This is a genomic window from Leifsonia sp. P73, assembly GCF_051059105.1.
Taxonomy (GTDB): domain Bacteria; phylum Actinomycetota; class Actinomycetes; order Actinomycetales; family Microbacteriaceae; genus Leifsonia.
This window is the reverse complement of record NZ_CP194931.1, coordinates 2791765-2804440: the sequence shown is the minus strand read 5'-3', so window position 1 is coordinate 2804440 and position 12676 is coordinate 2791765. Positions and strand designations below refer to the sequence as shown.

The window sequence follows — 12676 nt, the reverse complement described above, 5'->3', positions numbered from 1 at the left end:
TGTTCTAACGGGCTCTCGTGTAGCGGGCGGTTGTTCGATTGCTGACGCCGGTCATTCGGTGATGTCGATCCATCGGAGACCGGTCATGGCAAGGCGGCGTCTAGGTGTTCGGTCGACGAGTATCGCGAGGATTTCTGAGCATTTGCGGCAGCGCAGGACGAACCCCATCGGTGCGCCGAACACCATCGATTCGGCGAACGGAGCAACGTTTCCGCAGTGGGCGCACTCGCCGAGCATCGTCGTGATGTCGTGTTCGAACACATCACTTAGCGGTCCTGCTACCGCGTTGCCGTCGAGGAAGTTTCCGCTCATACCCCACCGAACCTTTCTGTGCGGATGTTCTCGGATACGTGCCCGAGTTCGCGAAGGAAGCCGCTTACCGTTTCAACGAATCCGGTCGGACCGCAGACGTAAATTCGTGGCGCGGATTCCGGCGGTAAGACCGCTGATTCAAGGTCCCTTTTCGTGAGCCGAGCTGGCTGTTTTTGGGTGCCTGCGGGTGTAGCACGCGTGTAATGCCAGGTGACCTCCGCGTCGCCTGCCAAGAGGGTGAGCTGTTCGCGGTAGAAGGCATCGTCGGGAGTTTTCAGCGAGTAAAGTAGTCGCATTTCGCTGGAACTGTGAGCCTTGCAGTGTTGTCGGATCATGGCAAGAAACGGCACAACACCGGAGCCGCCTGCGATGAGTTGTACCGGCGCTTTGAGATCTTCGGTCCAGACAAACCACTGGCCGAGTGGTCCTCGAATTTCTACGGAGTCGCCGATCTCGATGCCGTCGACGAGAAACGGGGACACCTCGCCGTCCGGCAGTTTTTCAATTCCAAGCTCTACTCGTGTCCCTGTGCCCGTCGACGCGGTCGAGTATGAACGCACAGCTTGGTATCCGTCGGCGGCGGTCAGTCGGACATCGACGTGCTGACCGGCCAAATTGCCGGGCCAGTCGGCCACTTCGAATGTGATGCTTCGCGCGTTGAGGTTCAGGGGGACAGCGTCGACAACGGTGGCCGGATGCCACGGGGTGTGGTCGCTCACGAGTAACGTTCTTCACGCCACGGGTCACCGTGGAGGTTGTATCCGTATTGCTCCCAGAACCCGGGGTTGTTGTTTGCTTGCATCACGAATCCGCGGATCCATTTCGCGCTCTTCCAGAAGTACAAGTGAGGCACCAGAAGCCGCGCGGGTCCACCGTGCTCAGCTGGTAGGTCGTTTCCGTCGTATTCGAATGCGAGCCAAGCTTTCCTTCCCAACACTTCGTCGAGGATGAGGTTGGTGGTGTATCCGCCGTACGAGTGGGCCATGAAGTATCGGTACTCCGTCTTCACGCCGGCGAAGAGCGTGTCGAGGGAAACTCCCCGCCAGTGCGTACCGAGCTTTGACCAACTGGTGACACAGTGGAGGTCGGTTTCGATGTCCTCGAACGGGAGAGCGTGGATCTCCTCCCAGTTCCACTTATGTGTTTCCCCGTCTTCTGTCTGAATGAAGAACTCCCACTCCTCGAGCGGAATAGAGGATGTTGGACCGGCGGACAGGACCGGGAAGTTTTGGGTGAGGTGCTGCCCGGGAGGTAGTGAATCGTCGGGTTCGGGTCTGTGACCGGTGAACCCACGGCTGAAAACGGCCATTGGTCTTTACCCTTTCTATGAGCGGTCGGCTTGCGAGCTTCGCTGCCGGTGCGGGAGTTTCCACCCTGGCCGCACGTAATGACAGGTGTAGCCGTGCGCGTGCTTCTGGAGGTAGTCCTGATGTTCGGGCTCGGCCTCCCAGAAGGAGCCCGCCCGCGTCACCTCGGTGACGACTTTCCCTGGCCACAGACCGGATGCGTCAACGTCACGGATCGTGTCCAACGCGACTTCTTTCTGCTCCTCGGAGGTGTAGAAGATTGCGGAACGGTAGCTGCGGCCGATGTCGTTTCCTTGCCGATTCAACGTTGTCGGGTCGTGGATCTGGAAGAAGAACTCCAACAGCTCCCGAAAGGTAATGACGTCGTCGTCGAAGACCACCTCGACCGTTTCCGCATGGTCACCGTGGTTCCGGTAGGTGGCGTTCGGTGTGTCACCCCCGGAGTAGCCGGTGCGTGTATGGATCACCCCGGGCCGGTGACGGAGCAGTTCCTGGGCTCCCCAGAAACACCCGCCTGCGAGTAAAGCTCGTTTGGCGCTCATGTGACTGCTCCTTCGATGTTGAACATCGGGCGGAATTCGGCGTATCCGCTCGTTTCCAGTCGTACGACGGGAACGAACCGGAGCGCTGCGGAATTGATGACGAACCGAAGGCAGCCGTCATCAGGCGTTCCGTCCGTGAAGACGTGGCCGAGATGACTGTTTCCGTACCGCGATCTGACTTCGGTGCTGTGACGGTCGAAGATCGACCCGTATTTGAGCACGAGGTTTTCAGGGGCGATTGATGCGTTGAACGTCGGCCACCCTGAGCCGCTGTCGAACTTGTGCATCGATGCGAAGAGGGGTTCTCCGGAGACGATGTCGACGTAAAGTCCGGGGTCGTTGTGATTCCAGTAAGCGTTGTCGAACGCCGGCTCGGTGGCCGACTCCTGAGTCACTCTGTATTGCATTGGGTTCAGCATCGCGATCGCCGCGGGAGTTCTGCCGTACCTTCTCCCTTCACAGGACGGCGTCGTGTCCAGCTGAAAGGTGTCACCTGGATGGTGCACGTCGACCATGTCTATGTATTGGGCGAAGCGGCGGAGGAACGCCGCGACGACTGGGCATTGAACGCTGACCGTGCGACGTTGTCGACGGATGTCGTCGAGGACGTTGGAGATGAATTCGATTCCGATGCCATGCTGCCGGTAGCTGGCGACGACGATGACCGCTGTCAGCACAGTCCTTTCCCGGCGGCTGAGGTAGTCGATCTTGCCGATTTCGTACCCGTTGAGCACTGCACTGTAATGGCCGAGCTCGGGGTAGTTCGCCATTTGGAAGTCGTATGCAGATGTGCGGACGGCCCCGCCAGTTGAAGCCTCTATTGAGGCGATCAACTCGATCTGGGCCCGCGTGAGCGGTACTGCCCGCGCTGTCTCTAGCGCGGGCAGTACCGGCACGAACCCGGCGTACGTGCCAACCACCTATTACGCCGTCTGGGCGCTCTGACGAAGGCTGCCGTTCAGGCCGTTCGGGTAGAACCCGCCTGAAGTAGCGCGGTCAGTGGTCAGGTAGACGATGTTGAGAATGTGCTCCGGGGTGCGCCCAAAAGCGCGACCATTCTCGTCGGTCGGGACAAGGTTGAGCATGTCAGCATTGCCGATGCTCTGGTCGTCGTTGCCAACACCGTCAACAGCTCCGCGGACGTTAGAGATCTTCTCGACGGCCTCGAACACAGCCTCGTTGATCATGCCCTCGTTGTAGAGGGAGGTTCGCACGATGCCAGCGTGGTAGGCCTCGGTCGCGAGAAGACCTGCTGCAGCGTCCAGGTAGGTCTTGTTACTGATGAAGGGTGCTGCGCCCTTGAACGCGGTTACTCCGACATCTTCGAAGAGGAATGCCGCGAACAGGAAGTTGAGGTCGTTCGCGTACGCGTCGAAGGTCTCCCCGGCTTGATCAGCCCCGCTGCGAGCGCCGCCGCAGTGAAACTCTGGTCGAGCGAGATCGCAGGGCGCGACACGGCCGCGCCGCCGAGAGCGTTTCGCAGGAAGGCGACGTGCTCGCGCTCGTCCGAAGCGATCTCAGCGGCGAACTTTCGGATTACAGGGTTCTTGAACTCCACCGGGCGCCCACCCGTGACTTCGCCCCGTGTCCCGGTTCCCGTGGTCATGTCGTCCGGGAGGGTCATGCCGCTGGCGCGAAGGTAGAATTCAGCCTCGAGGTACTCGAGGTTGAGCGCGAAGTTCAAAATGGAGCCGTCACTGATCTCGGGGGAATCGTCGGCGGCGGCGTCGCCGGCAGACGCGACCATATCGCTGAGGGCCTCCCGGTCGGCCTTAGTCTCGCCGCTCCGATTGATCGCGTTGCGGAGGAAGTCGTTGTCGGACATGTCAGACCCTTCTTTCGGTTGATGGATGAAGGTCGACTGGTTAGCGTCCGTCCCGCCTCGAACCTTTCCTACTTCGTCGCAGGAATCGGCCGCACGCATGGCTTCCACGATTGTGAGCGTGAGATTCTTCGCCGCCTAGCTGGCGCGGTCAGAGCCTCATCGGGTCCCCGGTGAGGCTCTGACTTTTCGCGCGGCAGCTATCTCGGGCGCCCGAATACACCGAGCGCGGAGACCTGCTCGGGGTGGTTCAAATCGAACGCTGGCGACTCGGATCTGATCCGCGGAATGGAGATGAAGTTGTGGCGTGGCGGAGGGCAGCTGGTCGCCCATTCCAGGGACCGACCTGTTCCCCACGGGTCGTTCACAGTCACCGCGCGCCGCGTCGAGTGGTCAGGTACACGTTGATGAAGAACGGGAGCATCGACAGTGCGAGGATCCCCGACCCGAGCGATGACACCTGGTTCAACCAGGTGAAGCCGTCCTCTGGCAGGTAGGTCGCGTAACGTCTCGGCATGCCGAGCACACCGAGCCAATGTTGGATGAGGAAGGTCATGTGGAATCCGATAAAAAGCAGCCAAAAGTGCACATGGCCGAGGCGTTCGTTCAGCATCCGCCCTGTCCATTTCGGCCACCAGAAGTAGAAGCCGGCGAACATCGCGAACACCACCGTCCCGAACACGACATAGTGGATGTGGGCGACGACGAAGTACGAGTCGGACAGGTGGAAGTCCAACGGTGGCGACGCGAGGATGACACCGGTCAGCCCACCAAACGTGAACGTTATAAGGAATCCGATGCTGAAAAGCATCGGCGTTTCAAAAGTCAGCGACCCGCGCCACATCGTCCCGATCCAGTTGAAGATCTTCACCCCTGTGGGCACGGCGATCAGCATTGTCATGAACGAGAACCAAGGAAGCAGAACTGAACCGGTGACGTACATGTGGTGCGCCCAGACGGTGACCGCCAATGCTGCGATCGCGATTGTCGCGTAGACAAGGGTTTTGTAGCCGAACACCGGTTTGCGGCTGAAGACCGGGATCACTTCGGAGATGATTCCGAAAAATGGAATCGCGATGATGTACACCTCCGGGTGGCCGAAGAACCAGAACAGGTGCTGCCAGAGGAGTGCGCCTCCGTTCGCCGCGTCGAAGATGTGTGCGCCGAACGCCCGGTCGGCGAACGCCGCGAACACGGCGGCGGCGAAGACCGGGAAGACCATGAGCGCGAGGATGGAGGTGACCAGCGCGTTCCAGGTGAAGATCGGCATTCGGAACATGGTCATGCCGGGGGCACGCATGGTGATGATCGTGGTGATGAAGTTGACGACGCCGAGGATGGTGCCGAATCCGGAGAGGGCGAGCCCTGCCATCCAGAGGTTGCCGCCGAGTCCCGGGCTGAAGGATTGACTGGCGAGTGGCTGGTACGCGAACCATCCGAAGTCGGCCGCGCCTTGCGGTGTGATGTAACCGCCAACGACGATCAGGCTCCCGAAGCTGTATAGCCAGTAGGACAGGGCGTTGAGCCGTGGGAACGCGACATCTGGCGCCCCGATCTGGAGGGGCATGATCACGTTCGTGAATCCGGCGAACAGCGGCGTAGCGAACATGAGCAGCATTACCGTTCCGTGCATGGTGAACAGCTGGTTGTACTGCTCTTTGGTTTGCACGACTTGCAGGCCTGGTGCGAAGAGCTGAGCGCGAATTCCGAGGGCGAGGACACCGCCGAAGAGGAAGTAGATGAATGAAGTGACCAGGTACAAGTAGCCGATTCGTTTGTGGTCGGTGGTTGTTATCCAGTCAAGCGGTGTGCTCTGGCGCGTGGTCGCATCGTGCGTGGCTTCTGTCTCGGGTTTGGCGATTGTCATTTGTTCCGCTCCGCGGTGTCGTGTGCGGCCGGCCAGATCTGGCCGGTCTGTTCACTCGCGTCCCTTTCGTCGGTTCGAACGTCAGGGTCAATTGATAGCGAGGTGCAAATGTAATATCGAGTCCAAACTCAGGAGGATCTGTGACCGAAGCTGCCGCGGCCCGTGCGTTGACGTCGAAAGGCCAGCGAACCCGGGCGAAGATTGTGGATGCCGCCGCATCGTTGATGTTCCATGAGGGAGTCGCTGGCACGACCATCGAGGGCGTCTGTGAGACCGCTAGGGTGGGCAAGTCCCAGATCTACCACTACTTCTCTGACAAGAATGACCTGGTCCGGGCCGTAATTGAGAGTCAGGCCGACAGTGTCTTAGGCAGCCATGACCCTTACCTATCGAACATCCTCGGCTGGGAGACCTGGGACGCGTGGCGGAATTTTGTCGTGGACATTCAACGCAAGGCGGGTTGCGTGGGCGGGTGTCCGCTTGGCTCCCTCGCGAACGAGTTGGCTGATAGCGACGATCTGACTCGCGCAGTTCTTGTGCGGAGTTTCCAGCGTTGGGAGATGGCGTTTCTCGACGCTGTGCAGCAGATGAAGGATCTTGGCCTGGTCCGCGAGGACGCGAACAATGGATTTATCGCTACTGCCCTTCTAGCTGCCTTGCAGGGCGGCCTTCTGCTCTGCCAGACGAGCAGGGATGTGGCGCCGTTGCAGTCCTCACTCAATGGCGCTATCGGGTACTTGCGCACCTTTGCCGCGTAGCCTCCCCCGCTTCTCACCACATCGAGCAATCCGACCCCAATGTCCGTGGCCCTCGAATTGCATCGAGACGATTTCGTCCCGCAAAGTTGAGCAAGTGAACTCGCCAAAACCCCCTGTACCGTCGACCGCCGGCCGGACCGACTGGATCCGCAGCCTGGGCTACCAGGTTGGGCGGTTCGTGCGTACGGAAGCGGCCGGGTCCGCCCTGCTGATCGCCGCGATCATCGTAGCGATGGTATGGGCGAACGTCGCAGGAGCTAATTACCAGGAGTTTTGGGCGACGGAGCTGTCGTTCCATGCAGGAACCGCCACCATCACGATGACTCTTCGTGAGTTTGTCAGCTCCGGCCTTATGACGTTGTTCTTCCTTGTGGTGGGGTTGGAAGCCCGCCGGGAATTCGACCTGGGTACGCTACGCGACCATCGGCGTCTGCTTGTACCTCTAGCCGCCGGGCTCGCCGGCATGGCCCTCCCAGTCGCGATCTTTCTAGCGTTCAACGCCGGGACCGCAACCGCGCACGGCTGGGCCGTCGCGATGTCTACCGACACGGCTCTCGCGCTTGGTTTGGTGACTCTGGTGGGGCGAGAACTCCCTGAGCAGATCCGTGCTTTCATCCTGACAGTGTTCATCGTCGATGACTTAGTCGCTTTGACGGTGATCGCCCTTGGCTACAGCGGACATATCGAAGTCGCTCCGTTGCTGGTTGCCACTGCCGCGTTCGCTGCCATGTTGGTCCTGCAGCGAGTTCGACGTGTGCATTGGCTGGCGTTTCCAGCAGCGGTGGCCGCCTGGGTCGGACTGTTTTTCAGCGGTGTTGACCCGATCGTTCTTGGACTAATCGCCGGTCTGGTCACGCCAGCACACGTCCCGCAACGAGAACGATTGGAAGACGCGGCAGGCTCGTTCCGACGTTTTCGCGAGCAGCCGACTCCGGAGTCAGCGCATCTCGCCACGCTGGGCTTGAAAGGCGCTCTGTCGATGAATGAGCGCCTGCAATCGACGTATCTTCCGTGGGCGAGTTATGTCGTGGTGCCGCTGTTCGCGTTGGCGAACGCTGGCGTGTCGCTGCAGCCGTCGTTTGTCGCCGACGCTCTTTCATCGCCGGTCACACTCGGTGTTATCGCTGGCTATGTCGTCGGGAAACCTGTCGCCGTCATTCTGGCCCCGGCACTGATGTCATGGTTCAGCCGCGGAAGACTGCGCCCACCGGTCGGCTGGGCGGCGGTTGCCGGCAGTGGCACGATCGCCGGCGTCGGGTTCACCGTCGCTGTCCTCGTCGCCAGTATCGCGTTCACCGGTCCCGCGCTGGAGGAAGCGAAACTCGGCGTGCTGATCGCCGTCATCGGTTCGACAGCGCTGACTTGGGTTGTATTCCGGGTGACCTCGTTGCTTCGCACCGATCGCCGTACGCGGGCGCTTCTCGGCGATGCTCCGGAGATGCCTGAACTTGTGGTCCCAATCGATCCACATCGGGACCATATCCGTGGCAACAGCGCAGCCATTGTCACCGTCGTCGAGTATGGCGACTTTCAGTGCCCGTTTTGCGGCCGCGCCGAACGTGAAGTGAGAGAGTTGCTTTCGGTGGACGATGTGCGCTTCGTGTGGCGACACCTCCCCATCGCTGACGTGCACCCTCGAGCCCTGTCTGCTGCTCTCGCGGCTGAGGCCGCCGGGGTTCAAGGCGCTTTCTGGCAAATGCACGACCTGTTGCTGAGCAACCAGGACAGGCTGGAAGACGAGGACCTGATGCGGTACGCCGAGGCCCTCGACCTGGACCTCGACCGGTTTGACGAGGACCTGACAGATCCACGCTTTCCCAAAAGGATCGACGAAGATCTGCTCGGTGCCGATTTGAGCGGTGCCGCTGGCACGCCGACGTTCTTCATCAACGGTCGCAGGCATTACGGCGCTTATGACGTCGGCAGCCTGCGCGCAGCGGTAATGCATGCGCGGGACCTGGCTGAAGCGACGATGCACACCGCTCAATGGGGCGACCAGCGCGCGGTACGGCCGCGACGAGTTAGCGGCTAGAGGTCTTCCTCGAACCTTGTCGCCTCATCGTCATTTGGGGCCTTCACCGCCCCTTATCCGTCTGAGAGCAGGCCCGGGTGCACAGGGTCGAGGAGGCTCGCATATTGCGTGTGTTCGTCGATGAACGAACGCACAAGTGGACAGTAGACGGCGATTGGCTCGTTCTGATGGCGGAGTTCATCGAAGACTCGGCCGAGAAATTCGCTGGCGACGCCTTTGCCGCGGTACTTGGGGTCAACGGTGGTCTCCAGAAGGACGATGCGGCCCCTGACCCGCCTGTAAGGGAGGGTCGCGGCCTCCTCCCCGTCGATCCAGGCTGCGAACTTGTCCGGGTCCGTCTGATGGACGAATTGCAGGTCGTAGGCGGACAGCGCGACTTCGCGACCAGCGTTTGCGGGCGCGGTCGCTCGGTACGGATCGTCAAGCAGTCCGTTCCCGTCGGGATACCCAGCTTCGTCGCCATACTCGTCGGTAGCGCTCATGTGGTGAGTCCTTCCCATTCGGCTACGGGCGCACGCCCCGGGTCGGTCGGGTCGACCAGGTCACGATATCCGGGGTGCTTCTCGAGGAAGTCCACGACTGCTGTGCACCAGACAGTGATCGTCTGGTGCTTTTCTCTGACGTCGTTCAGCATCGCGGTGATGAGCCTGGTCCCGATACCGTGGTTACGGTGGTGTTCTTCGATAGCCGCGTGAGTGAGGGCGAGTCGTGACGGTGAAACGTTCTCGTAGACGACGACACCGACGAGTTCGTCGCCGAGCAACGCTTCCCATGTGCGGTTAGTCGGGTCGTTCGTGATGACTACGTCTGAGGCGTCATCGAAACCGGATTCCATATCGCTCCTCCACTGGGATGAGGTGCTCCGAGTTACTCGTGGCGTCCGAAGCAATTCCGTTAGTTGTTGCAGACCGGGTGATTGCGTTTGCCTGTATCACGGGTCGGGCAGCTCCTGCCGACCCTTTGTTCAACGCCGCGGGGAACCGCGTGTCACGACGGTGTTCTACCTTCTTAGCGAGATCACGTTTGGAATCTCCAGTACATAGCTGGTGAAGTCACCAAGCAGCCCGTCATCCGCCATCCGCAAGCCACGTCTCCGGTGGCTGTCAGCCGCCGGCTTCTCTATCTCGGAAACTCGGGAGCCCGGCCCAGGGTGAGTTTCATTTCCTGCGGCGCACGAGCGTAAGGTCCGGCCAGTTCGCGCCGCAAACTGTCGTGTGGGGGCTGACCGTCGCAGTGCTGCGACGACCTGCTACGCGCCGACGCCACGGTGTTCGCCGGTTCAGCGAAGCAGTTGCTCTCGCAGCGACCAGGACGCGGAGGAAAAATGTCTGATCATTCGACCACAAGGGACGCGCACAATCACGGCCCTATTAGCGCGGAGGACATCCCCCGTGCTGTGACCGCAGACGAGCTGGTGTACGAAGACGGCTCGACTCAGGAGTTCCGCTCTGACGGCACCACCACCTATGTCGAGGGCGGCCGCCCCACGGCGGGCGAATGGTATGTCGACGATAACGGCAGGTTCTGCTCATTCTGGCCGCCGAGCTATCGGGGCTGCTACGAGCTCAGCTGGGTTGTCGAAGCCGGTGAATTCGTGGGGGTTGAGTTCCGAGAGCTCGCGAGCGGATCTGTGTTCGTTGGGCGTTACACGCAATTAACGCCGAGATGACTTCTGGCTTGGGGCAGCGTTTGCTCGCTCGCCGGGTCAGGATGGTCAACCTCAGAACTGGCTTTCGATCCCGCCCTTCCGGCACATGAGTACTCAGAGAACGGCTCCGAACAACAGTGCACAGCGCCTCGCGCGCGCTCGCGCCGAGCCCGCTACCGCTGACCGGGAAAGCATTCACGTGGACGAGCACCGCACCAAAGTGGATGCGGCACTGTTCGAACGGGAGGTGCTTTTGTTCACCGATCGTTTGTACGCGATGGCACTCCGACGCACACGGAATCCCGCGGACGCCCAGGACTTGGTCCAGGAAACGATAGTCAAGGCGTATGTGGCATTCCCCCGCCTCAAGCAGGGCTCCAACGTGAGGGCGTGGCTGTACCGAATCCTCACCAACAACGTCATCAACGCTTACCGGAAGAAGCAGCGGGAGCCGTATCTGAGCGCGCTGCATGACCTTGCCGACTGGCAGATCGGATACGCAGATTCGGTCACTTTGCCGACGCCACGGTCCGCTGAATCGGAAGCGGTCGACCACCTATCTGACAATGTCGTCAGGGATGCTCTGTTGACCCTTCCCGAGAATTTCCGGACGGTGGTCTACCTCGCTGATGTCGAAGGCTTCAGCTATCTGGAGATCGCGGACACTATGAAGACCCCGGTCGGAACGGTGATGAGCCGCCTACACCGCGGGAGGCGTCTGCTGCGAGGCCTGCTCGCCAATTACGCACAGGAGCAAGGCATCCTTACCACCGCCGCAGCTGGCTCCTAACAGGACACTTCCGGGCTCCCCCACCCTCAAGAGTGCGCCGTGGCTCGCTGCAGCTCACCCATCGAGGGATGTCGGCGTTTCAAGCCTGTCAGCCGGATTGGTCACTGGGATCGTCTGGCGTGGACGGAGTAGACATGCGTCACTCGACCATCCCCACCGCAACGGCGCTTTAGGTTCAGCAAGATGAGCCGTAACGCGCGTTTCGCGAATCGGGTTAACGCATTCACGGGGCCGTTAACGGGTTGCGCGGCGCGGCGCGGCGCCTTGCATCCGCCAAAATCCGGGCAACACCCCGGTGACAAGCAACTACCGCAGGCCTACGTTGCGTGTAGACGGCACAATGAGGTGGGCATGAGTCATCCAGTTCGTCAGCGTGAAACGCTGTTTTTTGCTTTCGTTTCGGCCGTGCTCGGTTTGTTAGCGGCGTTTGCTGCGGTCGGTTCTACGATTCCACTGTTCAATATCTACCGAGCTGAAGATGGGTTCACCAACGCGGATATTTCATCGGCAGTTGTCGCGTACTCGATCGGAACGATTAGCACGCTGCTGGTTCTCGGCAGGCTTTCCAACTTCGTCGGACGTCGCGCTGCGGCATTGACCAGCCTTGGCCTGCTGGTCGCTGGCTGCTTCGTGCTGTTGAATGTGCACGAGGCCTGGGTGCTTATCGTTGGCCGGCTGCTGATGGGGTTGGGCGCAGGGATGGCCAGCAGCTCTCTTACCGCGTACATTGTCGATGCTGCACCGAAGAAGCCGAAGTGGCTGGCGTCGGTCGCGTCAAGTCAGACAGTGATGCTCGGTCTCGCCATAGGGGCGATCGCGTCGGGTGCCCTTGTTCAGTTCGGCCCCTGGCGTCGGGATCTCATTTTTGTAGTGGCGATTGCGTTCCTTCTCGTGTCTGCGGTGCTCGTCTACTTGAGCCCTGAAACGGTAGCCCCGAGGCCGTTCTCGTGGCTGTCGTTGCGGCCAACTGTTCGCGTGCCTGCACGAATACGGCACCTGCTTCCGGTGGCGGCGGCAGTGATCTTACCGACATGGGCGACAGGTGCGTTCTATCAGGCCTTCGTTCCGGCGCTTGTGGAGGACCAGTTACACGCAATGAGCCCATTGCTATTGGGGGTGGTCTTCGCGGCGTATATGGCGCCGAGTGCTTTGGGCGCCCCCTCGGACATTTGTTCGATACTGCGACCGCGCAACGTATCGGGATGTCGGTGTTCTTTCTCGGCTGGGTCGGAATAATCACCGCGAACACGACGAGAGCATTGCCGTTGTTCATCATCGCGACGGTGATTGCCGGTGTCGGGCAAGGTGTTGCGATCAGCTCGGCAACCCATGGGCTCCTGTTCGGCAGCAATCTGGCTGACCGGGCCCCGATCTTCGCGGTGATTTTCCTTATGAGCTATGGCGGCGCGACGGTTCCGAGTCTCATCGCCGGTCAGCTATCTTCCATCGTCTCGATACCGCTGATCGCGATCGGGTACGCGGTATTCGCTCTCATAGGGACCGTTATCACTCTTCTCGGCGCGCAGAACCCCCATCCCGCACCCGTGACTAGCCCAACAGCCAGTCCCGGCATCCAGTAGAACGTACGACAGCCGGGC

General features: G+C 60.7%; 15 protein-coding genes and 2 pseudogenes. 6 read left to right on the top strand and 11 right to left on the bottom strand.

Going from position 1 to position 12676, the window contains the following annotated elements; translation table 11 throughout:
* Positions 1–51 precede the first annotated feature (51 nt).
* The 9 genes and pseudogenes from ACQ86L_RS14505 to ctaD form a co-directional block, all read right to left on the bottom strand.
* Positions 52–312, bottom strand: coding sequence for a DUF6510 family protein (locus tag ACQ86L_RS14505; protein ID WP_434316037.1), 261 nt, complete (start codon positions 310–312; stop codon positions 52–54).
* A complete protein-coding gene (locus ACQ86L_RS14500; RefSeq protein ID WP_434316036.1) occupies positions 309–1031 on the bottom strand; it encodes an FAD-binding oxidoreductase in 723 nt (240 codons plus the stop codon). The genes ACQ86L_RS14505 and ACQ86L_RS14500 overlap by 4 nt, the downstream gene beginning before the upstream one ends.
* Complete coding sequence (locus ACQ86L_RS14495) at positions 1028–1621, bottom strand: molybdopterin-dependent oxidoreductase (RefSeq protein ID WP_434316035.1); 594 nt, start codon at positions 1619–1621, stop codon at positions 1028–1030. Before ACQ86L_RS14495 ends, ACQ86L_RS14500 begins: the two co-directional genes overlap by 4 nt.
* A 15-nt stretch (positions 1622–1636) precedes the next feature.
* Positions 1637–2161 carry a peptide-methionine (S)-S-oxide reductase MsrA gene (gene msrA, locus ACQ86L_RS14490; RefSeq protein ID WP_434316034.1) on the bottom strand — a complete coding sequence of 175 codons (525 nt, stop codon included), beginning with the start codon at positions 2159–2161 and terminating at the stop codon, positions 1637–1639.
* Positions 2158–3081, bottom strand: coding sequence for a peptide-methionine (R)-S-oxide reductase MsrB (gene msrB, locus ACQ86L_RS14485; protein WP_434316033.1), 924 nt, complete (start codon positions 3079–3081; stop codon positions 2158–2160). The genes msrA and msrB overlap by 4 nt, the downstream gene beginning before the upstream one ends.
* Before the next feature lie 3 nt (positions 3082–3084).
* Positions 3085–3375 carry a hypothetical protein gene (locus ACQ86L_RS14480; protein ID WP_434316032.1) on the bottom strand — a complete coding sequence of 97 codons (291 nt, stop codon included), beginning with the start codon at positions 3373–3375 and terminating at the stop codon, positions 3085–3087.
* Between the two features lie 42 nt (positions 3376–3417).
* Positions 3418–3507, bottom strand: a pseudogene (locus tag ACQ86L_RS14475) (ferritin-like domain-containing protein); the annotation flags it as partial.
* A complete protein-coding gene (locus ACQ86L_RS14470) occupies positions 3471–3986 on the bottom strand; it encodes a ferritin-like domain-containing protein (protein WP_434316031.1) in 516 nt (171 codons plus the stop codon). The pseudogene ACQ86L_RS14475 and the gene ACQ86L_RS14470, both read right to left, overlap by 37 nt.
* A gap of 197 nt (positions 3987–4183) precedes the next feature.
* Positions 4184–5850 (bottom strand): annotated as a pseudogene (gene ctaD, locus ACQ86L_RS14465) (aa3-type cytochrome oxidase subunit I).
* 140 nt (positions 5851–5990) lie between these two features.
* Between ctaD and ACQ86L_RS14460 the strand changes: the two are divergent.
* Positions 5991–6608 carry a TetR/AcrR family transcriptional regulator gene (locus tag ACQ86L_RS14460; RefSeq protein ID WP_434316030.1) on the top strand — a complete coding sequence of 206 codons (618 nt, stop codon included), beginning with the start codon at positions 5991–5993 and terminating at the stop codon, positions 6606–6608.
* A 94-nt stretch (positions 6609–6702) separates the two neighbouring features.
* Positions 6703–8640 carry a Na+/H+ antiporter NhaA gene (locus tag ACQ86L_RS14455; RefSeq protein ID WP_434316029.1) on the top strand — a complete coding sequence of 646 codons (1938 nt, stop codon included), beginning with the start codon at positions 6703–6705 and terminating at the stop codon, positions 8638–8640.
* Between the two features lie 53 nt (positions 8641–8693).
* Here ACQ86L_RS14455 and ACQ86L_RS14450 read toward each other — a convergent pair whose 3' ends face one another.
* Together ACQ86L_RS14450 and ACQ86L_RS14445 are read right to left on the bottom strand one after the other, a co-directional pair.
* Entirely contained in the window at positions 8694–9122 is a 429-nt protein-coding gene (locus ACQ86L_RS14450) for a GNAT family N-acetyltransferase (RefSeq protein ID WP_434316028.1), read from the bottom strand.
* Complete coding sequence (locus tag ACQ86L_RS14445; RefSeq protein WP_434316027.1) at positions 9119–9475, bottom strand: GNAT family N-acetyltransferase; 357 nt, start codon at positions 9473–9475, stop codon at positions 9119–9121. Before ACQ86L_RS14445 ends, ACQ86L_RS14450 begins: the two co-directional genes overlap by 4 nt.
* Positions 9476–10036: 561 nt before the next feature.
* Between ACQ86L_RS14445 and ACQ86L_RS14440 the strand changes: the two genes are divergently transcribed.
* The 4 genes from ACQ86L_RS14440 to ACQ86L_RS14425 all read left to right on the top strand — a co-directional run bounded on the left by ACQ86L_RS14440 (position 10037) and on the right by ACQ86L_RS14425 (position 12658).
* On the top strand, positions 10037–10309 hold the full coding sequence (locus ACQ86L_RS14440; RefSeq protein ID WP_434316026.1) for a hypothetical protein: 273 nt from the start codon (positions 10037–10039) through the stop codon (positions 10307–10309).
* Positions 10310–10487: 178 nt separating this feature from the next.
* Entirely contained in the window at positions 10488–11078 is a 591-nt protein-coding gene (locus tag ACQ86L_RS14435) for a sigma-70 family RNA polymerase sigma factor (RefSeq protein ID WP_434316025.1), read from the top strand.
* 183 nt (positions 11079–11261) lie between these two features.
* The gene (locus tag ACQ86L_RS14430) at positions 11262–12314 is read left to right on the top strand and encodes an MFS transporter (protein WP_434316024.1); all 1053 of its coding nucleotides are present in this window, start codon (positions 11262–11264) and stop codon (positions 12312–12314) included.
* Positions 12281–12658 (top strand): hypothetical protein, encoded by a 378-nt coding sequence (locus ACQ86L_RS14425; RefSeq protein WP_434316023.1) that lies wholly within the window; start codon positions 12281–12283, stop codon positions 12656–12658. The genes ACQ86L_RS14430 and ACQ86L_RS14425 overlap by 34 nt, the downstream gene beginning before the upstream one ends.
* Positions 12659–12676 lie beyond the last annotated feature (18 nt).